The sequence below is a fragment of the Acidianus ambivalens genome (assembly GCF_009729015.1).
Classification (GTDB): Archaea; Thermoproteota; Thermoprotei_A; order Sulfolobales; family Sulfolobaceae; genus Acidianus; species Acidianus ambivalens.
Window position 1 is genome coordinate 1,042,128 of record NZ_CP045482.1, and the last position, 20,414, is coordinate 1,062,541.

The 20,414-nt window shown below is 32.7% G+C and carries 24 protein-coding genes; 13 read left to right on the plus strand and 11 right to left on the minus strand.

Features of this window, described 5'->3' with window-relative positions; genetic code table 11:
• The first annotated feature begins 21 nt into the window (after window positions 1-21).
• From D1866_RS06160 to D1866_RS06170, 3 genes are read left to right on the plus strand one after another with little or no spacing between them, the layout of a single operon-like run.
• Complete coding sequence (locus tag D1866_RS06160) at window positions 22-246, plus strand: hypothetical protein (RefSeq protein WP_152941974.1); 225 nt, start codon at window positions 22-24, stop codon at window positions 244-246.
• Between the two features lie 39 nt (window positions 247-285).
• Window positions 286-1,572, plus strand: a complete 1,287-nt coding sequence (locus D1866_RS06165; protein ID WP_152941972.1) for a glutamine synthetase family protein — start codon at window positions 286-288, stop codon at window positions 1,570-1,572.
• Window positions 1,572-2,576 carry an alcohol dehydrogenase catalytic domain-containing protein gene (locus D1866_RS06170; RefSeq protein WP_152941970.1) on the plus strand — a complete coding sequence of 335 codons (1,005 nt, stop codon included), beginning with the start codon at window positions 1,572-1,574 and terminating at the stop codon, window positions 2,574-2,576. The genes D1866_RS06165 and D1866_RS06170 overlap by 1 nt, the downstream gene beginning before the upstream one ends.
• Here the strand turns inward: D1866_RS06170 and rtcA are convergent.
• Window positions 2,563-3,570, minus strand: coding sequence for an RNA 3'-terminal phosphate cyclase (rtcA, locus tag D1866_RS06175; protein WP_152941968.1), 1,008 nt, complete (start codon window positions 3,568-3,570; stop codon window positions 2,563-2,565). The genes D1866_RS06170 and rtcA overlap by 14 nt on opposite strands.
• Window positions 3,571-3,583: 13 nt before the next feature.
• Here rtcA and D1866_RS06180 point away from each other — a divergent pair, with 13 nt between their 5' ends.
• Window positions 3,584-4,024 (plus strand): hypothetical protein, encoded by a 441-nt coding sequence (locus D1866_RS06180; RefSeq protein ID WP_152941966.1) that lies wholly within the window; start codon window positions 3,584-3,586, stop codon window positions 4,022-4,024.
• Here the strand turns inward: D1866_RS06180 and D1866_RS06185 are convergent.
• Both D1866_RS06185 and D1866_RS06190 read right to left on the minus strand, forming a co-directional pair.
• A complete protein-coding gene (locus tag D1866_RS06185; protein WP_152941964.1) occupies window positions 3,998-5,062 on the minus strand; it encodes a Y-family DNA polymerase in 1,065 nt (354 codons plus the stop codon). The two genes, D1866_RS06180 and D1866_RS06185, sit on opposite strands and share 27 nt — an antisense overlap.
• The gene (locus tag D1866_RS06190) at window positions 5,059-5,907 is read right to left on the minus strand and encodes a carbohydrate kinase family protein (protein ID WP_152941954.1); all 849 of its coding nucleotides are present in this window, start codon (window positions 5,905-5,907) and stop codon (window positions 5,059-5,061) included. The genes D1866_RS06185 and D1866_RS06190 overlap by 4 nt, the downstream gene beginning before the upstream one ends.
• 169 nt (window positions 5,908-6,076) lie before the next feature.
• Here D1866_RS06190 and D1866_RS06195 point away from each other — a divergent pair, with 169 nt between their 5' ends.
• Entirely contained in the window at window positions 6,077-7,426 is a 1,350-nt protein-coding gene (locus D1866_RS06195) for a RuvB-like helicase (protein ID WP_152941952.1), read from the plus strand.
• Here the strand turns inward: D1866_RS06195 and D1866_RS06200 are convergent.
• Together D1866_RS06200 and nadB are read right to left on the minus strand one after the other, a co-directional pair.
• The gene (locus D1866_RS06200) at window positions 7,418-7,942 is read right to left on the minus strand and encodes an NUDIX hydrolase (protein ID WP_152941950.1); all 525 of its coding nucleotides are present in this window, start codon (window positions 7,940-7,942) and stop codon (window positions 7,418-7,420) included. The two genes, D1866_RS06195 and D1866_RS06200, sit on opposite strands and share 9 nt — an antisense overlap.
• Window positions 7,899-9,332: an L-aspartate oxidase gene (gene nadB / locus D1866_RS06205; RefSeq protein ID WP_152941948.1), complete on the minus strand. Its 1,434-nt coding sequence runs from the start codon at window positions 9,330-9,332 to the stop codon at window positions 7,899-7,901. Before nadB ends, D1866_RS06200 begins: the two co-directional genes overlap by 44 nt.
• A gap of 86 nt (window positions 9,333-9,418) precedes the next feature.
• On the opposite strand from nadB, the gene D1866_RS06210 reads away from it, so the two are divergent.
• A complete protein-coding gene (locus tag D1866_RS06210; protein ID WP_152941946.1) occupies window positions 9,419-10,153 on the plus strand; it encodes a molybdate ABC transporter substrate-binding protein in 735 nt (244 codons plus the stop codon).
• Here the strand turns inward: D1866_RS06210 and D1866_RS06215 are convergent.
• Window positions 10,150-10,788, minus strand: a complete 639-nt coding sequence (locus D1866_RS06215) for a DUF3834 domain-containing protein (protein WP_152941944.1) — start codon at window positions 10,786-10,788, stop codon at window positions 10,150-10,152. The two genes, D1866_RS06210 and D1866_RS06215, sit on opposite strands and share 4 nt — an antisense overlap.
• A gap of 90 nt (window positions 10,789-10,878) precedes the next feature.
• Here D1866_RS06215 and D1866_RS06220 point away from each other — a divergent pair, with 90 nt between their 5' ends.
• Window positions 10,879-12,084 carry an MFS transporter gene (locus tag D1866_RS06220; protein WP_231136430.1) on the plus strand — a complete coding sequence of 402 codons (1,206 nt, stop codon included), beginning with the start codon at window positions 10,879-10,881 and terminating at the stop codon, window positions 12,082-12,084.
• On the opposite strand, the gene D1866_RS06225 is transcribed toward D1866_RS06220, so the two are convergent.
• Complete coding sequence (locus D1866_RS06225) at window positions 12,031-12,621, minus strand: hypothetical protein (RefSeq protein ID WP_152941942.1); 591 nt, start codon at window positions 12,619-12,621, stop codon at window positions 12,031-12,033. The genes D1866_RS06220 and D1866_RS06225 overlap by 54 nt on opposite strands.
• A 112-nt stretch (window positions 12,622-12,733) precedes the next feature.
• Between D1866_RS06225 and D1866_RS06230 the strand changes: the two genes are divergently transcribed.
• Window positions 12,734-13,636, plus strand: coding sequence for a mechanosensitive ion channel domain-containing protein (locus D1866_RS06230; protein ID WP_152941940.1), 903 nt, complete (start codon window positions 12,734-12,736; stop codon window positions 13,634-13,636).
• Here D1866_RS06230 and D1866_RS06235 read toward each other — a convergent pair.
• Window positions 13,633-14,016 carry an OsmC family protein gene (locus D1866_RS06235; RefSeq protein ID WP_152941937.1) on the minus strand — a complete coding sequence of 128 codons (384 nt, stop codon included), beginning with the start codon at window positions 14,014-14,016 and terminating at the stop codon, window positions 13,633-13,635. The genes D1866_RS06230 and D1866_RS06235 overlap by 4 nt on opposite strands.
• A gap of 167 nt (window positions 14,017-14,183) precedes the next feature.
• On the opposite strand from D1866_RS06235, the gene D1866_RS06240 reads away from it, so the two are divergent.
• From D1866_RS06240 to D1866_RS06250, 3 genes are all read left to right on the plus strand, one after another.
• On the plus strand, window positions 14,184-16,070 hold the full coding sequence (locus tag D1866_RS06240) for a COG1361 S-layer family protein (RefSeq protein WP_152941935.1): 1,887 nt from the start codon (window positions 14,184-14,186) through the stop codon (window positions 16,068-16,070).
• A gap of 173 nt (window positions 16,071-16,243) precedes the next feature.
• Entirely contained in the window at window positions 16,244-16,999 is a 756-nt protein-coding gene (locus D1866_RS06245) for a helix-turn-helix transcriptional regulator (RefSeq protein WP_152941933.1), read from the plus strand.
• Window positions 16,983-17,405 carry a hypothetical protein gene (locus tag D1866_RS06250; RefSeq protein WP_152941931.1) on the plus strand — a complete coding sequence of 141 codons (423 nt, stop codon included), beginning with the start codon at window positions 16,983-16,985 and terminating at the stop codon, window positions 17,403-17,405. Before D1866_RS06245 ends, D1866_RS06250 begins: the two co-directional genes overlap by 17 nt.
• Here the strand turns inward: D1866_RS06250 and D1866_RS06255 are convergent.
• From D1866_RS06255 to D1866_RS06265, 3 genes are read right to left on the minus strand one after another with little or no spacing between them, the layout of a single operon-like run.
• Window positions 17,402-17,827, minus strand: a complete 426-nt coding sequence (locus tag D1866_RS06255) for a hypothetical protein (RefSeq protein WP_211359315.1) — start codon at window positions 17,825-17,827, stop codon at window positions 17,402-17,404. The two genes, D1866_RS06250 and D1866_RS06255, sit on opposite strands and share 4 nt — an antisense overlap.
• Window positions 17,828-17,840: 13 nt before the next feature.
• The gene (locus tag D1866_RS06260; RefSeq protein ID WP_155861094.1) at window positions 17,841-19,142 is read right to left on the minus strand and encodes an APC family permease; all 1,302 of its coding nucleotides are present in this window, start codon (window positions 19,140-19,142) and stop codon (window positions 17,841-17,843) included.
• 37 nt (window positions 19,143-19,179) lie between these two features.
• Window positions 19,180-19,422 (minus strand): hypothetical protein, encoded by a 243-nt coding sequence (locus tag D1866_RS06265; RefSeq protein ID WP_048054807.1) that lies wholly within the window; start codon window positions 19,420-19,422, stop codon window positions 19,180-19,182.
• Window positions 19,423-19,508: 86 nt separating this feature from the next.
• Between D1866_RS06265 and D1866_RS06270 the strand changes: the two genes are divergently transcribed.
• Both D1866_RS06270 and D1866_RS06275 read left to right on the plus strand, forming a co-directional pair.
• Window positions 19,509-19,880 carry a hypothetical protein gene (locus D1866_RS06270; protein ID WP_231136431.1) on the plus strand — a complete coding sequence of 124 codons (372 nt, stop codon included), beginning with the start codon at window positions 19,509-19,511 and terminating at the stop codon, window positions 19,878-19,880.
• 25 nt (window positions 19,881-19,905) lie between these two features.
• Window positions 19,906-20,385 carry an AAA-associated domain-containing protein gene (locus tag D1866_RS06275; RefSeq protein ID WP_013777039.1) on the plus strand — a complete coding sequence of 160 codons (480 nt, stop codon included), beginning with the start codon at window positions 19,906-19,908 and terminating at the stop codon, window positions 20,383-20,385.
• Window positions 20,386-20,414 lie beyond the last annotated feature (29 nt).

A 20,414-nucleotide genomic window follows, 5' to 3' on the forward strand; every position in this document is an offset into this window, starting at 1 on the left:
CTAAATATAACTTATTTTTTAATGATTGATTTAGAAATAATGAGATTAGGTTATATAGCATCTCAAAAGAAAAAAATAGAGATAGGAAATTATATAATAAAATTTCATAGAAGGAAAGTTAAAGAAATGGATTACATGTATTCCATTGAAGTTTATTTTAGAGGAGAATTAAAACATAGAGGCTTTTTTACAGAATATCAAAATGCCGTAATGTATGCAGGGAAAATAATGTACGCTTTACTTTAATATTTATATTTTACAAATCCTTTTTTCAGTCGATAGGATTTGATTAAGGACGAGCTGCTTGAAATTTTAAAATCGGGAAGAGTTGATTATGTAAGAGTAGAATTCATTGACCTTTTAGGTAATGTTAGAGGAAGATCTTTAAGAAGAGCTGAGTTTGAAAATTTAATATTAAAAGACTCCGGCTTACCGTATCCAGAAAGCTTACTTATGTTAGATTATGCAGATTCACCGATAAAATCTCGTTACGGAGACGTTCTAGCAATACCAGATCCGTCAACCTTTATTATTTTGCCTTATTTAGAGAGAACAGCGAGAGTTCTTTCATATATTACTTTACCAGATTTGACTCCCTCACCGTTTTGCAGCAGAGGATTATTAAAGAGAGCAATAGATAAATTGGAAGAAAAAGGACTTTCAATTCAAGTTTCATTCGAACCGACTTTTTATTTAGTAAAGGAAAATGGAAACGGTATTTCGCCTGCAGATGAAGCTAAAGCTTTTTCCCCAGAAGGATTAATGGAAGAACAATCTTTTCTGAGAGACGTTATCAAATACTTAGAAAGTGTAGGAGTTCAAGTTGAAACAATAAATAAACACTATGGTCCTGCACAATATGAAATAAGATTTGCTGAAAAAGACGCTTTATCTGCAGCAGACTCACTAGTTACTGCAAGAGAAGTAATAAGAGATTCTGCGAGAATATACAAATTGTTCTCTACATTTATGCCTAAGCCTTTCTCAAATTATCCAAGCAGTAGTATGGATGTATATATTAAACTTACATCAAACGATGGAAAAGATATAATGAGTAACATAAATGACCCCAAGGGTTTAGGGCTAAGTGAAATAGCGTATAATTTCTTAGCAGGAATAATAGAGCATATAGGAAGCATAATGGCCTTTGCTTCGCCAACGATAAATTCTTATAAAAGATTTAGAGAAACGGTGACCCCAAGTTTACTAGGCTTAGGAACGGAAAGGCATTTCATAATTAGGATGCCAAGCAATTTTAGAGATTCAAAGTCAGTAGAATTTAGATTAGCAGATCCTCTAGCAAACTCTTACCTCTTATTATCTGCTATCATATATGCAGGATTAGATGGAATAGAAAGAAAATTAGACGTTGAACCTAACGTAGAATTAGGATCTTTACCTAGTAATTTAGAAGACGCATTACGCAAGCTTAACAATGATAATTATATTAAATATTCAATTGGAGCAGAGCTTATTTCATCCTATATCGAACTTAAAAATAGGGAAATAGAGAGTTATAATAATTACATAACAGATTGGGAAGTTAAGGCATATCTAAAGGCAGGTTGGTAATGAGAGCAGCAATATTTACACAAATAGGTAGACCTTTAAGTATAGAAGAGATCAAAAAACCTGAAGTTAAAGGTAAAGAGGTTCTTTTAAAAGTATTAGCAACAGGCTTATGTCATGGAGATTTACACATAATTTTCGGCGAATGGAAAGACGATATACCGGTTAATCCTCCCAGAATTTTAGGTCATGAGATTGTAGGCGAAATAACTGAAGATACTGAGCATTTTAAGAAAGGTGATAAAGTACTTGTCTACAATGCATTTGGTTGTGGTACTTGCAAATACTGTAAAAGGGGATACCCTCAATTTTGTGAAAAAGTGAAAATTTTAGGAGTTCAGGAAGATGGAGGATTTGCAGAATATGTCAAAGTACCTTCAGAAGATAATTTAATTAAAATCGATAATAACGAAAATCCAATTAAAGTTGCACCTCTTGCGGATGCTGGAGTTACTGCATATAATTCTGTAAAAGGAATTGAGGAAGACAGCAACGTAGCATTAATAGGAACTGGAGCAGTAAGCTTAATAGCTCTACAAATTTTGAAATCAAGAGGAATTAAAGTAACAATAGTTGGAAGAAATCCAATAAAATTAAATAAGGCATTAGAACTAGGTGCAGATAGAATAATTCAAGTAAAACAATCTTATTCTGAAGATTTTTCAGCTAGAATAGGGAGAGAAAAATTTGATTACATAATTGATTATATAGGAAGTGATGAGACTTTAAGGGACATTGTCTGGGCTCTAGATAGAATGGGGGAATTGAGAATAGTAGGGGAATTTGGAGGAAGAATGGAAATATGGGAGCAACTCCTTGTTCTTAGGGGATTAAGAATAAGAGGAATTTTATATGGAAGTAAGGAAGACATGATAAATGTAGTAAAATTATATAATGAAGGAAAAATAAAAACGTTGGCTGTCCCTTATAAATTAGAAGAAATAAATCAAGCAATAGACGATTTAATGAGCGGAAGAATAATAGGAAGAGCAGTCATAATACCTTGAAAGTGAAAGGCTTACCCTCTATAACCTCTATTTTCCTATCCTGTATGAACTTTCTTATAATTTCAGCATTAGTTCTAGCATGCATAGTTAGCATTGCTCCAGCGAATTTACCTTTATAGAGCGAAGCATAAAGCATAAGCATATCTGACATATGCCTATCAACTCCGGCATTTGTCTTTAAATCCTCTATTAACTTACTTGCAGCTTCTTCTCCTACTTTTTCAGCTCTTTTTCCTTTCTCTCCTAAAGAATCGGAACCCATCACGCTTTTACCGTATGCTGCTAAAGTAATTCCAGTGCCTTCACTTTCTCCTTGTCTAATATCCAAAGAGATATTAACGTTTACACTAAGAAACTTTTTTATAAACTCTTCTGCTGACTTTGCTTGCCTCTCGGCTATATGAGAAGGCAGAGATGACACGTGAGATATACCCTTAATTTCTTCAATTTTCCCCATTTCGACTATTTCAAATTCTTCTCCTTTTCCCTTGAAATTACTAAGCTCTATTATTCCTCCTCCTCTAGGATAATGACCCCTTTTTATTAATTTAATCTCGCCTTGTATGCCTATTTTCTTTAGAATTTCTAAGTAAACTAATCTCATATAATCTATTGTAGGACTTTTCGGAACGTCTGTTCCTCCTATTAAACGTATTTTTATATTTCTATTAATAATAAGCGGAATTACTGACACAGCTATTAGAGTAACACTTCCAGCAGTTGTTACATCTAATGTAAAGTCTCCTTCATTCTTTATCTCGTGAGGAATAAAAACTAGTTCTTGAGAGCCTAAATAGTCTCCTTTACTTTCTGCGTTACATAGCTCTTTTACAAGTTTTACTGCAGATAAATGTTGTCTTTGCAAGCCAGGATTTTTCCTCTTAGCTCTTATATTGTATATTCTAAAAGGTTTACCAGTAAGTGCAGATAACGTTAGTGAAGTTCTCAATATTTCTCCTCCGCCTTCACCGAAAGACCCATCTATCTCAATCATAATTTCTAATTATATGAAGGTTAAAATAAAATCGATACTTAACGTTATAGGACACGAAGAACTTTACGTCATACCAATAGCATGCAATGGAAAATACGTCCTTGGTCTAAATTTTTTTGAAGATATAGAAGGTGGAAGAGTTGCAAGGTTTGTGTTAATAATGGATAAATACGGTGAAATTAATTCAATTAAAGTCGTCGAAGGAGATAAGGGAATAGTGATTGCAGAAGGCGTCAGAGACGACATGGACGCAGTATCTAAAGTAATTAAGATTGACAGAAAGATGGTTACGAATAGAATTCCGCTTTTTATAAATATTAAAGTTAAGAGCTCCCCTGAAACCCAAGATAGAGGAATAAGGGGATATGAAAATTATATTAAAAGGTACGGTGAGATAGATCCTTCAAAGCTAAAAGGGGTAATAAAGCTAGACGTTATTGAAGAAGTTGTCTAGTGTAGTCGATTTGTATATCTTACCCAATCTTACGCCCACTCTTCTTAATCTTCTTTTATCAGATTTTATGATTTCTTCCAAGAGTTTTTCTGCCTCTAAATACGCCTTGTCCTTACTTATACCAAAGTTGAAAGTCTTTTCCCTACTTACAATATCAAGGTCTTCCATTATTGCAACAACTGCTAAGGTCTTAGGTATACCTCCGTTAGCCTTAGAATAGGCTTCATCTATTGCCTTCTTTAAGTAGGGAAGTATCTCTTTGATATCTCTAGAATTCTTTTTCATTGTAACATATCTCCCAATATGTTTCCTTACCTTTTCTTTTACAGGCTCAGCATAGGTATTATTTGCTAAAGAATATAGATAACTTGCTTTAGATTTCCCTATTTCATTTTTTAATTTTTCAAAATCTACTTTTAGAACGTCATATAAATATTTGATTCCCATTTCCCTTAGCTTAGAATAAATAGAATCCCCTACTCCTGGCACTTCATCTATAGGTAATGATCTTATAAATCCTTCAACTTCTTCTGGTTTTAAAATTCCTAAACCGTTAGGCTTGTTCATTTCAGCTATTATCTTGGCAAAAACCTTATTTGGAGCAATTCCTATAGTAACTGTAATTTTTTCTTTCTGATAAATTTCATCCTTTATTTTTTTACCTAGTTGGTAAGCCTCATAATAATCTTTCACTTTATCAGTAATATCAAGGTAAGCCTCATCTATGCTTGCAATTTCAATTTTACTTGAATATTTAGAGAGTATTCCGTACATTATTCTATCAGATACTTGCTTATATAAATCCTTCCTGATAGGTAAATATATTGCGTTAGGAGCGATTTCTTTCGCCTTAGGAATTGGCATACCAGATTTTATTCCCAGTTTCCTTGCCTCATAATTAGATGTAGCTATCGCACCACTATCTTTAAACCTACCAGAAAATACACAAACAGCAACCGGCTTACCTTTAAGCTCTGGATTAAGTACTTCTTCAACTTGAGCAAAGAAGTAATCAAAATCAACGAAAAGTACAATCATCTACACTTAACATTAATATTAACATCTTTTAACATTTTTATCACTTCCTCTAGCTTTGGAGAGCTTACTCCTCCAAGCTTAGTAACTTTTAGCCCTGCCGCGACAGAAGCAAATCGTAAAGAATCTTCTATCGATCCAGTATTAATATAAGAGACATTAAAAGCGGCATCAAACACGTCACCGGCACCAGTAGTGTCGACTACATTTACTTTCAAAGCCTCTACTTTGCATTCTTCACTACCTATTAATTCTGCTCCTTCTTTGCCTTTCTTAATTACAACGATTTTTGCGTTAGCTTTAGTCCTTAAACTTTCATATTCTTTTTCATTAACATAGAGAATATCAACTTCCTCGCCTTCGTATTCCGAGGCATAAGGGCCCGGGTCATAACTTACGATCTTAGCTGACGGATCTTTATATATAACATCATGAGAGATGGAGGCGTAGTGTATTACGTCAAACATTCCAGAATATTTTCTTACGTCATCTAAACTAGGTAATAGTGAGGGGTCAGTTCTTCTTACTATTGAGATGGATCCATCATCTCTTAAAAGTATTAACGCCATATTAGGTTTCTTCTCGCATTCAATGAGAAAATCCAATCCTACTCCTTCTTCGGCTAAAGGAGTAAGTAAAGCTGAAACTAAAGGGCTTTTACCTATTTTTGCTAATAATTTTGCGCTATGCCCTAATCTATTTACTGCTACTGAGTAATTTGTTGCCGAGCCGCCAGGCATGATTTCCATGACGTCAGTATTTACCTTACTATCGACTAGTGGAAAAGCATTAAGCTTTACTATAATATCAATGTTAAACTTGCCAACTGCTAGGTGAATTGGTCTCATGGTGTATTAGAATACTTTACACAAGTTAAAATCAGTTAGCCGCCACGTCTTCATAAATCCGACCCAAAAGTCTTCATCATCTATACATTTTTCTAACACGTAGTAACTATTATTTTTACTTAGTACTATGTTAGTTAATTTCAAAAGGTTATTAGATAAATTTTGACTTATGGTAGAGATTAAAGAGATTAAAAAGGTTCCAGAAATAGAGAAAGCTAGCATTCATAGTCACATAACCGGCTTAGGATTGGATGAACACGGAAAAGCCATATTTAAAGCTGATGGAATGGTTGGTCAAGAGGAAGCTAGAGAAGCCGCAGGTTTAGTTGTGCAATTAGTAAAACAAGGTAAGATGGCTGGAAAAGGAATTCTTTTAGTAGGACCTTCTGGAACTGGAAAAACCGCACTAGCAGTGGCAATAGCGAAAGAGTTAGGAGAAGATACTCCCTTTACTGCAATAAATGCTTCAGAGCTTTATTCTACAGAATTAAAAAAGACTGAAGTACTAATGCAAGCTATAAGGAAATCCATAGGTGTAAGAGTAAGAGAAAAGAGACTTGTCTATGAAGGGGAAGTAAAAGAACTTAGGATAAAAGTAGCCAAAAGTAGGTTAAATCCATACGTTCAAGTGCCAAGAGAAGCTGAAATTACCTTAAAAACCAAAGACGACGAAATGAAATTAACTGCTGGCGAATCTATAGCTGAACAGCTAGTAAGACTTGGAGTTAGAAAAGGTGACGTAATATGGATAGATGCGGAAACTGGACAGGTAGTAAAGACTGGAAGATCTAAGGAAGTTGCAAAATATGACATAGGAGGCGGAGGAGTTGAAGTCCCATCAGGGCCAGTTAAAAAAGAAAAAGAGCTAACCAGCACTTTCACGCTTCATGACTTAGATCTAAATTTAGCAGCACGTCAAATTTCGTTTACTGCAATATTTTCATTATTCTCAGAAAGAGAAATAAGCGATGATATAAGGAAAGAAGTAGATAGACTAGTAAAAGACATGATAAATAAGGGAAACGCAGAGCTAATTCCTGGAGTGCTTTTCATAGATGATGCACATATGTTGGACATAGAAGCTTTCTCCTTCTTAACAAAAGCGCTCGAATCAGAATTATCACCCATACTCATACTTGCTACTAATAGAGGAATGACAAAAATAAGAGGGACAGATATAGAATCTCCTCACGGAATTCCATTAGACTTGCTCGATAGGCTCTTAATTATACCAACTAAGCCTTATAATGAAAAAGAAATAAGAGAAATAATATCTATTAGAGCAGAAGAACTGAATATAGAACTAGACCCACAAGCGCTGGACGAATTAGCTAAAATAGGAAGCCAAGAAAGTTTAAGATATGCCGTACAGCTACTTGAGCCAGCTAATTTAATAGCAAATAGAAACGGAAGAAACGTGATAAAACCAGAGGATATTAAGGAAGTCTATAACTATTTCGCTGACGTTAAGAGGAGCGTAAATTATGTAAAGGAGTACGAGAATTTATTATTAAAGTGATGAATGGCCGACGGAACGGAAGGATGAAGTATCAGTTGCCGGACTGAATTTTTCCATATAATCTCTAATAATCCTATAAGTCATCCCCCATATTCTATACTTTTTGTAATAAAAACATTCCTCGCCTTTCTTTAGCTCTGAGAAACTTACCCAAAAATACTTTGCAACTTCCTTTTTGTCCCTCTTAATCTTTGAAAAACATGTTCTACCTAAAAAGGCTGCAACAGTAATGTTAGCATTATGAGGCGAATAATAACCGAGAAAAGCTATTATTTCTGGCTCAATTCCAGTTTCTTCTTTGCATTCTCTTTTTGCTGTTGTCTCACAGTCTTCATTTCCTTCTCTATGCCCACCAGGTAATGCCATATTACCGCTCCAAGGATCATTAGGGTTGGTAGATCTTTTTATCAATAAAAATTTGTTTTCGCAATTAAGTAATAAAACTACAGCAGCATCACATGTCAATATTATTTTATTTTGAGAGCTGAAAATATATTCTCTTCTTCCATTTATCATCTTTATAAGGATAATCTTCCCTATAATGGTTGCCTCTACTCTCAGTTCTCTTGTAAGCTGCAAGTGCAGTTAAATACGACACTAAAGCGGAATTTGATTTCTCATTTGCACTTTCTATATCTATTGAGGAGTATATTGAAATCGCCTTGTTTAATTTTTCAGCATTTCTTATTATTCCTACATCTTCCCAATTTATTTCCCTAATTTCATCTATAGATAAATTGCTTCCTACATGTAGTTTTACATTTTCTATTTCTCCATCATCCACATATAATCCCTCCCACTTATCTATATAGAGTGGAAGGTTAACTCCATAAACTAAACCTTCAGCTAACGAATTACTTGCTAATCTATTAGCTCCATGAAGACCTGTATCACTAACTTCCCCTATAGCATATAAGCCTTTAATGTTGCTCTCTCCTCTAATATTAACCCTTATTCCTCCATCAACAAAATGTGCTCCTGGAAATACTGGAATTTTAAAATTCTTATCTTTTCCGTGCCTTTTTAGATAGGCGTTTAATACCGGGAATTTATTCTCAAAGTCTTCTATCTTAGTTAGATCCATGAATACTTTCCTTCCTTGTAAATACTCAGTATATATTGCTCTGGATAACACGTCTCTAGGTGCCAGTTCTCCCTTTTCATGATATTTAAATGCAAATCTCTCTCCTTTATCATTTAGTAAAATTGCTCCTTCTCCTCTTAAAGTCTCAGTTAAGAGAAATGTTTCACCATCTAAATTAGTTACAGTAGGATGAAATTGAACGAATTCCATATCAGCAACCAACGCGCCAGACCTAAAAGCTATTGCAATTCCATCTCCAGTATTTGTAGATTGGTTTGAGGTGTATTTCCAAAGGTAAGCGTAACCTCCTGTTGCTAAAACTATTTTATCAGCCCCAATTTCACCCCTATTCCTTGTTATAAACCCTTTAACTTCATTATTTTCTGTTTTTATTGCTAATAACTCATCTTCTATAATCGGAATATTTAACTCATGAGCTTTCCTCATTAAGAAGTCGTATATATCTCTTCCAGTTTCGTCTGTTTTGTGTAAAACTCTCCTTCTAGAGTGACCTCCTTCTAATCTTAAATCCGTTGCAAATTCAAAGCCCCATTCTTCTAACGTTTTAACGGCTTTTGGAGCCTCAGAAGTGACATAATTTACCGCCCTTTCATCAGATAATCCGTCTCCTACTCTTAAAGTGTCCTTAGCATGGATTTCTGGAGAGTCGTCACTACCTACTGCTGCGGCAATCCCTCCTTTAGCTATATATGTTGATCCTCCAGTTATTTTCTTAGTTATTACTGTTACTTTATATCCCGATTTAGTTAAAGAAACCGCGGCGGAAAGTCCTGCTATTCCATTACCAAAAATATATATCATACGAACACATGTTCGGAGAAATAAAAAAACTTTATTGCTAAAAATTTCACTAAAGAATTTAAAGTAACCACACGTAAAGATGATTTATGGATCTTACACTCCAGTTATTTGACGTTCTAGAAGATATTTGGGGAGATACTTCAGGGATAAAGATGTCATTTGCAGGAAACCAATGGTTTGCTGCAAAAGATGTACTCGACTTCCTTAAAAGTAAAGGGTACAAAGTTTATTTAGAAACTATTCCTCCAGGAATGGTTAGAAAAAGAGCTGAAGGAGAATCTCTGAAAGTTGGAAACTTATATATATCGTTCACTCCAGAAATAGTTTCATTGCCTCCTTCACTACTTGAAGGGTTAAAAATTAAGAAAAAAGTAGAATATGCAGAAAACGATATTGTAATAGTTTTCAGAGGAGCTGAAATAAATAATTTGTGTGACTTAAAAGGAAGAAGAGTGGCAATACCTAATCCGAGCATTGAGGGAATAGGCCAATTATTTAAGGAATTGTACGAGGAAGAGTGCGGGGATTATGAAGACTTAATCAATTACGGTGGAGTTTACATAACTAAAGTTCATCATAGAGAAATACCGCATATGTTAAAGCTAGGAGACATAGATGCAGGAATAATGTGGAGAACGGAAGCAATATATTGGACATTCAAATATACTGTGCCACAGCATAATAAGAAGGGAAAATTAGCATTTGCATTATTAGATAATGCTTCAGAAAAAGCAGAAGAAGTATTTAATTTACTTACCTCAACAGAAGTTAAACAAATTTATGAAAAATACGGATTTAAATGGATTGCCGACAATAGTTAATTAATAAATTTCTTTACCAACTCTGCAAAATCCTTATCATCATTTAATTTTTCTACTTTTAATACTGAGTTTTTCATGGTATTTATAACAAATTCCTTATCAACCTTTAACGTGCTAGATACTGCATTAGCAAATCCCTCTGGATCGCTCTTAAACATGTCGATTCCCTCATTATACGCAGATACAAATTCATCTTCATTAGAAATTACATGTGCGCCGCAATTTCCTGGAATCCCTAAAGATTCCTCAAATGTTATCCCTTTTCCAAAAGCCGAAGCTACTACTGCACCATCTATTTCCTTATTTTTAAACATCTCCAAAATTTTTCTCATATCATCTACATACACTAGCTCTGCATTTATCCCTTTTGTAGCTAGTAAAGCTCTTATCAAAACGTCAGCAGCACTACCTTTTCTCCATACTCCTATCTTTTTCCCTACATTAGGATACACGCTTAGCAATTCTTTTATAGTTACATAATTTATTCTCAAGCCTCTCTTGACTAATGATACTGTAGAATCCAGTATTACATCTGCTTTACCTTCTTTCGAAAAAACTATTTTTATATCTTTATTTTTGGTAGAAGCTGCTATTATGGGATATGATACGGGTCCGGGTGCAGCTATTACTTGCATAGGTTAATTTGATACCCAACAAATTTATTTCTTTCTTAGATAAACTTTATAATGAAACATTTAAATAGGTAACAAAGTTACCTATATCTCATGGATAGAAGCAAGCTAATGTTCATCCAAATGTTAACAGTTATAGTTTCAATGACTTTTGCAATAAGAGCTTCAAATAACATGATAGCAACGACTTTACCTTTATTTTCAAAATACTATTTTCATTTTACGCAGAGTGAAGTAGGAATTTTATCTGCACTATTATCTCTTGGTACATTCATAACTAGTGGTGTAATAAACTCCAGACTGCAGTCTAATACTAGGAGAAGGTTCTTTATAATCTCTTCTGTTGCATATGCAATAATCCTACCGCTATTTTATTTTACAAATTCCTTAACAATATGGATAGTGTCCCTGCTTGCAGGGTTATCGTTAGGATCAATTATGCCAAATATAATTACTTACGCAGGGTTACTAGATGATAGAAAAGCTAGAGAAAGATTATTATCAATTTATACACTAGCGTTAAGTGCAAGTCTTGTAGCTGGACCTGCAATTGAGACAGCAGTTTTAACTCATTTCACAATACCGTATGTTTTCCTATTTTTCGAGCCATTTGCAATACTTTCGGCTATATTATCTTTCTTTATAAAGTTCCCAGAAGAAAATGGTAAATCGGCAAGAGTTAGCGTATTTAATAACCCAGGGTTCAAGACTGCAGTAATAAATATTTTAACTTATAATATACCATTCTCAGTAATTTTGACGTTTGGAGGAATATATGCTGTAGATTATTTACATGTAAGTTTTGCAGAAGTTACTGCTTTATTCTCATTATTCTTTACCACGTCATTCTTAGCTAGAATATACTTATCCATAAGACCTCCACAAAGTGTAAGACTCCATGCAATAGCAGCAATTTCAATGACAACAATAGGATTATTAGCTATTTTATTCTCAAATAATTTAATAATATTTAGCATAGCTTTACTTATCTTAGGTTTTCCTCACGGATTAACTTACCCACTTTCAGTGATTTCTATAAGTAGAACATTTAAACCTTATGAAAGAAATGCCGCCAATAGTATTTTCTTTGCCATAATGATGATTATAGGGATTATAACTCCTACGATATCCGGATTTGTAGCAGAACTAATAGGGATAAAATATTTATTTGGAACATTAATTCCAGTTATATTAATTTTATTGATTTTACTAAATAGATATGTAGGATATGTAGATAAAGTGGTTCTAGAAGAGACTAGGAAGAATTCTCTTTCTATATCTAAAGATTCTAAAGCTTAAGTCAATAGTTTCTTCCATAGCCTTTCTGTCAAATAACTTACAAAAATTATATTGATAAACTTCCTCTGCGGTATCCCTAAGTATCTCAAGGATATTTTTATCATCTACTGAGTTTATTATCTCCACACCTTCCATGAATTTTTCTCTATTAGACCAAAGGTTAAATCTTGATACTTTTTTATCTATAATTTCCTGGATATAATACAATGGCTTCCAAGCATTAAATGAGTGCCCATGATCAATTATATATGCAATCTTCTCTTTAGATAGTACGTGCTCTTCCTTAAGGTCTATATTTAATATAACCTCCTCAAAGGCCAAAGCGGATCTAATTTTATCGATATTTGTAACATTTTCATCAGCTTTCTCTGGTAAATGATCCATTAATAATCCAATTTTACCTTCTTTTTCCGTAATTTTTAAGTCTAAGAGAGGAAAACCCATAATTTTAGATAATCTTGATGCAGATAATTCAGCAAAAACCTCTATAGCCACGTTAACATCTTTGAAAGACTTTACCGGCTTAAAGAACTTCATCAAGCTATGCAGCAGTAAATATATTTAAATTAAGCTAATACATATCTAATAGATAGTTATTAATACAATGATTAAAGGCGAACTTTAAATTCCCTATTTATGAGTGTTTAACATGGTCAATTTACAAATAAACTGGAAAAGACAAGTAGTGAAGTTGCTTTCAATAATAGTAGTTTTAGCAATTATTGCAATTTTACTTCATTTCTTAATAGATTTCGCGTCAGTACATTTTCCTGTAATAGTACCTTATTTGAATTATATATATTTAGCAACAGATGCTGCAATAGTAGGTATAGGAGGATATTTTATAATAGATGTATTAAAGAAAATTATTAACGTATACTTCTTAGGTAAAATGGAAGCTAGTACTGCTAGAACGCTCTCATTTTTTATAGATATAGCGCTTTATTCAATTTTAATCTTAGTAATATTAGCAGCATTAGGAATAAACCTAACTGGAGCCGCTATAGGCGGTGCTATTGGAGGTATAGCAATAGGTTTAGCAGCTCAAACTGTGCTTTCTAACGTCTTATCTGGAGCATTGGTGACAGGCAGTAAAACTTTAAAGGCAGGCGATCCAGTATTACTAATTTCGTGGATTTGGGGCTCTCCCATTATCGGAGAAACAACTAAGGTTGGCGTCGTATTTACTGAAGTAAAAACTATCAATGGAAACATTGTAAAAGTCCCGAATTCAGCATTTCTAGGTAATACTGTATTTACAAAATTAGAAGGAGAAAATTCTCTCGTTTATCCTTTACAAATTACAGTTAATGCAGACGTACCTGCAGATAAAGTGATGGAGAAGGCTAAAAATTATATTAAAGACGAACTAAGTAAACAAAAAATTCCTTATCCGGAAATTTATTTTACAAACAAGACTGGCGGAACTAATGTGTTTACTGTAATATTACACTTTGATAATTTAAATATGTTAAATTCCCTACTAAGTGTAGTTAATAATGCGTTTGATAAAGCATATTGGGATACTAAAAATGAAGTAAGCAAAACCTAATCTACATATGGCAAAAGTTGAATCTTATCGCTAAGGCTTAGATATATGGGGCAATTCTGTTTAAATTTCTCTACTAGCTCTTTAAGTTCCTCTTTATCACAATCGCCATAAATCTCTATTTTTATATTTTTTATTGCATACTTTCCTAATAATAGCAGAGAGTCATCTAAGTAATAAGTACTCCTTACTTTACATACTTTCACTTGTATACCCTCCTTTTTGGCTAAGTGTTCAAACATTGTAATTATGCAATGAGGAATAGATAATAGAAATGCGTAAAGTGGACCTTCTTTATATAATTCATTTATCGAGGACTTTTTGCCATGAATTTCGACAACGGGATTTTCAGAGTTACCATATAAATTAATAATAAATTCCATATAATCAGAAGTTTCAACTAAAAATAAAAATTTATCTTGCGTTAACTTGCTAGAGTTAGAACTTAAATTCATCTAATAATATGTTTATTCAATTTATATGGATAAAAGGTTAATAAATACTAGTTACTTCGGCTAATTTTAAATATTTAGATATATCTTTTTATCATATGAAGTACGTCACTACTATAATGATTATAATGATACTACTAATCTCATTTATTCCGTTAATGGGACATTCAGAAGCTTTTTACAATATCTCTGGCTACGCCAAAGTAGAAGGATTAATAGCCCCGGGAGAAAGCGAAGTACCTATCACATTTACGCTTGTTAATACTGGAGGAACTCTCTATAACGTAAATATAACTCCTGTCTCAGTATATCCATTTGAGGTATATTCTGGATATTATAATTCTACAAACATAGTTAATATTCCAGAATTACAAACAGACCAAGAAATGAATGTTACATTTCTTTATAATATTGCACAATCTGCTAGAGACGGAATATATAAAATTCAGTTAAAGATCAGTTCTGCGGAATTGAATAAAACTGTTTGCTTCACAGTACCAATTTTAGGATACGTTCAAATTTCTGCACAGAGTACATGGGGTACTCCTTCATCTCCCATGATAGTGACTGCAGGAGAAAGCAACGTTCCACTAACAATTATTTTAATTAACCAAGGAAACGTAATAGCAACTAATGTTAGCTTATGCCTTCCATCGACATATCCTGTAGATTTCTTAGAGAAGAACATTAAAATAGGCTATTTACCAGTTGGAGAAGAGGTTCCTATAACAGTTTATGCGTCAATATTTAATAATGCTACTACTGGAGTCTTTTATGTCCCCATAAAGGTTAAGTATTTCATATCATCGTACTGCATAGTCAACTTACCAGTAATAATAAGTGGCTATGAAAACTTTTCTATATCAACCATTTGGGGTACAACATCTTCGCCAATAACTGCCTCCCCTGGAAGTGTTCAATTACCATTAACTTTCATAGTCAGAAACCTTGGAGATATAACTGCAACTAACGTTAGCATACAAATAGTTAAATCATATCCATTAATTTTATCTCAAAATACAATTTATATAGGAATAGTCCCTGCTGGAGAATATAACCTAAACACAATAACGGCAAGCGTTTACCCTAACGCTACTCCAGGAATTTATTATATAAAGGCTATAATTCACTATTTTGGGACTTCGAGTATTGAATATATTCCAGTCTTAATATCTGCTCCTCAGATATCATTAAATGCAATTACTATTCCACCTCAAATATTTCCAGGATATTTCAACGTGAGAGTGGAAGCAATAATACTTAACCACGGTAGCGGAATTGCACAAAATGCTTATGTATATTTAAAATCACCATTTGAGGTAATATCGCAAAATAACATTAGCTTAGGAGCAATTCCTCTGGGAATTCCAATAAATGCTACCTTTTTAATAAATGTGCCAAACTCTACAAAACCTGGAGAATATAATTTAACCTTCATAATAAAATATGATGGAGGAGAGATAGAAAAGACATTCAATATTACAGTATATAATAAAGCCAACATCATAATAGAAAAGGTAATTTATCCTACTATAAATCCTGGAAGCTCAGCAGTGCCAATAACAATTGTTTTAAAGAACGTTGGTAACGCTACTGCTTGTAATGTTAAAGTAATTCTAGGCTCATCAAACGTAATAACTCCACACGTAAGTACTTCAAATCCTCTTGAAGCATTAACTGCATCTGAACAAGAGATAGGAAATCTAAAACCAGGAGAGGAGATAAATGTTACCTATATAGTAGATATAAGTAGCGGTGCGTCACCAGGCTATTATCCAATTTCTATAATCTTAATATGGAATCAAACTGGATCTATATATCCTCTAGCACAAACAGATGAATCTACAATTTATATCTCTCCTTCATTACTAAGCCAAATTACCAGTTATGATATAGTATCAATTCCACTAATATATATTGTAATAATTGTTGTAATAATCATAATTCTCATAGTTATAGCTGTTGCAAGGAGAGGTAAGAAATAAATATTCATTATCCCATTTTTTTGTTATGATTCCAAATATAATTGTAGCTTTTTTAGGTTACATTAGGGGGGTTTACTCAGAGCTTTCAATTTCATTAGTATTTCTATTTATCATGTTCAGTATATTTCTATCTTTATTGTTAATATTATTGTCACTAATAAAGTGATAAAGGAATGAAGACTTTACTGCTATTTTCACTGCTAGCATTTATACTCATACTATCTCCAACGTCTTCGGCGTCAACTAACGTTATATTCTTTAAATATCCTGGAAACGTTGTAATTCTTGACTGTTCTTCAAAGGTAGTTTTTATACCTAAATGTGCTACACATATCATAGTTAATGTAAGTTATATAAGTAATGGAAGTTGTAGAATAATTTTAACTAGATTACCTGCAAATATATCCTTTATTTATCATTCTCAAGGTGTTATAGAATTTTCAGAGCCTTTTAATTCTAAGATAATAATAGAATTACCACGCTATACTAGAATAGAATACATTAATACACCTCCTATTTCCTTTAATATATCTAATGGAAAAATCTTTATAACATTTTATTCCGATAATGTTACTATTTTGTATTATATAAATGTTCAGAATAGGAATAATATTCTTTATAATCCGTTTCTTTATCTAGGTGTAATAAGTATTACTGGGAGTATTATGATAATATATAAAATTATGAAAGGAAGAAGTAAGATAGAAGTGCAGACTCAAGAAATTGATGAGAGAGATAAGAAAATAATTGAGGCGATTAAATCGGGAGCAGATAATTTAACTAAAATAGCAGAATTAAGTTCCTTGCCTAGGACTACAGTATATAGAAGAGTAAAAAAGTTAGTTAGTCTTGGAATAGTAAATGAAATAAGAGAAAATGGAAAAATTAGGTATGAAATAAAAGGTGACAAAAATGAAAAAGGTAAGTAGCTTACTTGTGGTTATTCTACTTATATTTATTTCTCTATCGATATATTCAATAGATAAGGTTATTAATTCAATAACTATTCAGAATTATAGTCAAAGGCCTACATATTATTCGTTCATAATTAATGGAACAGATTACGTATACGTGGCCTTCCCTGGCGAGCACTGTGTTAAACTAGAGTTCAATAATTCAACTATTAGTTATGCGTATGCTATTGTAATATTTTATCCATCTGGTATAAATATAGTATTAAGTAAAAACGTTATAACTTTAACCAGTCAAAATTCTACCGCATATATAAGGCTTCATCCAGGGTTGTATAAGGTAGTATATTTCATAAGCGGTTATTCATCAAAACCTATTCAGCAAAACTGTATTTCTAAGTATATAAGTATAAAAATCTCCTAATAGCTGACAACTATTTCACAGTTCTGTATGAATTCAACAACTTTATTTTCATATACTTTTAAATCTTCAATATCAATTACCTCCATTATATACCCATCATAATGTAATTTTAATGACAAATCCCAAAATTCATCTATCCAATTTCCTAAAATATCAGAAAGTATCGGAATCGAATCCTTAAGCTCTTTTTGAATGCCAAAATAGTCCTTTAAAGCCTTAAATCCTTCTGTTAAGCTCTTATGTAAAAGCTCACTAACAATAACTGGGGAGTCAATTTCCTTAGCCTGTAACAAGTAAAATTTTGCATTATCCAACCTAAGTTTTATTAGTTCGTTTTTATCAACCTTTCCTTGTAGTGCATCTACTGTCTCACTAGGAAAAAGATTTCTACCTATTTCAGAAATTGCTTCTACGACTTTCACGTTTATAATATTCTTAGTTTTTCCTATATAAGATGGGCTTTAGGATATTACTAAGTATTCCAAGAATTACTCCGGAAATCAATGAAATTATTCCTATTAGAGTATTAGGATATTCATAGGGAATTAAATTAGAGTAGAGACCATAAGCCATCAATATCGTAGACGAGAGTGCTAATAAAATGCTAGGTAAATTTAGCTTGTAAAACTTCTTCACGAATAATGGATAAACTGCTGAAACTATGGCATGGGAAGAGAACAAAGTAACTAGAGAAGCTTCTGTTGTGTATTGATAAACTAAGCAATATTGGCCAGTAATTGAAGCTATCAAATTAAATGATATAAAGAATATAGCAACAATGATAATTGAGGTTAACATTTTCCTTGAAGTTAACGAATATGTTAACCTAGATAATGCGACATATGCGGCTATTGCTGAGCCTAGCAAGCTATTTACAGTAAATACAAAGAAAATTATGGAAAATGTACTTCCAAGAAACTCTTGAGAAATATAAAATCCTGGATATTGTGTTACAGATAATAAATTAGATATCCCAGAATTACTAAATCCTACAGCGGCAGTTTCGAAATACGATGCAAATATTACTACAATTGAGGCTATAGAAAAGGCAGTTAAATAGGAAGAACCTACAGTTTTCCCTCTACCTTTAGCTTCATACCCTAAGAAGAAAGATGCTCCTCCGCCGGCCAAGGTAAAGGCTACTGCTAGCGCTCCTGACCAAAAGTTATATTGAGGGATATTATATTGAGGGAGTTTAATTCCCGTGACAGAAATTACTTTTATTCCTAAGACAGTTATCAAAATTATCTCTATAGTAGACGTTATTAATGCATAAAATAATGGAGGCTTAACTCCAGAAATTAAAAGTATTGTAAGAATTATAGGAATTATAACCTCTATGATCGCTAGTAAGGAAGGAGGAATATTAAATACCGATGGTAAAACTATTCCTGTCAAATATGTAGTTACTGAAGGCAAGTAAATTGCATAACTTATCCAATAAAGCCATCCTGCTATTTTCCCTACTGTCTCAGTAGAAGCTATTCTTGCAAAATCGTAAATTCCTCCAGTAGTTGCTACTATTTTTGAATAGTTATATCCTAACATTACCCAGAGTAAGTAAATTAATGCTCCTAAAATTGCAGCATAAAATGTTGATGCTAAGGAAGATTGAAATGCAAATGTCAAATAAGCTGAAACTGAACCTAGCGGAGCTATAGAACTTAAGGATTGTGCAATTACTAAATATTTAGGTATTGATTCCTTTTTTGGTTCAAGTCTTTTATCTATGTTCACAATGCTTAAGAGCTAGCATGTTATTTTAAACTTAATTTCAAAATATGTTTATCTTCTTCAGAAATTTCCAAGCTAAAACTGCTATTATTATTAATGATGCTGTAACTATTGCCAATGGTATCATGTTAAAATAAATCAGTATTAAACCCATGTAATACGCTGCATAAATAGCATAAAATATTAATGTATCAGCGAAGCTTGGCTTTCTTAATAAATAATATGTTATGAATGCAGTAGTTATTATAAATCCTCCTATTAAGGCTGGTATTAAAATTTCCATAAGTTATGATTAGATAATTTAATTAAAAAAGTTTTTACTTTTTGAGAGTACAAGTTTTAATAAAGGAAATGAATAAAGATATCATAATGAAAAACTTAGAATTTAGAATTCCATTAATAGGTTCTGCGATCTCGTTATTTATAGGAGGTCTTTTACTTATAGGAAAAGTTCCCAGTATTTTAACCTTAGGTACTATGATTGTTGTAGTTATTTTAGTCTCATTAGCGTTCCTAATTACTAGATATAAGAATCTAGTACATGTCGGAGGGATACTTGGAATCTTAGCAATAATTTCTTCTGCTACTGCGCCAGCACATAATGAGGCATTGTTAAATTTTGGAAAATCACTTTACATTACTACACTAGATCTTTTAATGATTCTAGGTTTTTATGTTTTTCCTATTATATATATTTATTTTTGGGTTTTTACCATTATAAGAAGAAAAACAATAACTTAATATACCTAATATAATATTTTAGCTTATGTATGTCATAGATCCCGCGGCTAGAGTAGCAGATTTAATAGGTTTATTATCAACATTACAAGGAACCTTCGGTGGAAAAACTGACTTATATATGTTAGAAAAGGAAATGGAAGTTGACCTAGACGATTTAATGCCAATAGTTTACACTGCAAGTTACTTAGGCTTTGTAACAGTAGGAGAAGGAGATATAATAATAACTGATAAAGGAATGGAATTCCTTAATGCTAATATTAGAAAACGTAAAGAAATTTTAAGAGAGAGTCTAGTTAAAGTTGAGCCTTTTATTACAGCAATCGAGTTAAAAACGTTTTCCCTAGAGTCATTGAAAGAAGCCTTAGAGAAAAAGGGAATTTTTGTTTACAATACACCAGAAGGGGATTACGATCTTCAGATGACTTTAACAGAATGGGGAGTTTACTCTGGATTAATATCAAGATACGACGATAATATGTACAAGGTAAATTACGAAAAGGCGTAATTGTAGAATACTTATTACGATAAATCGTA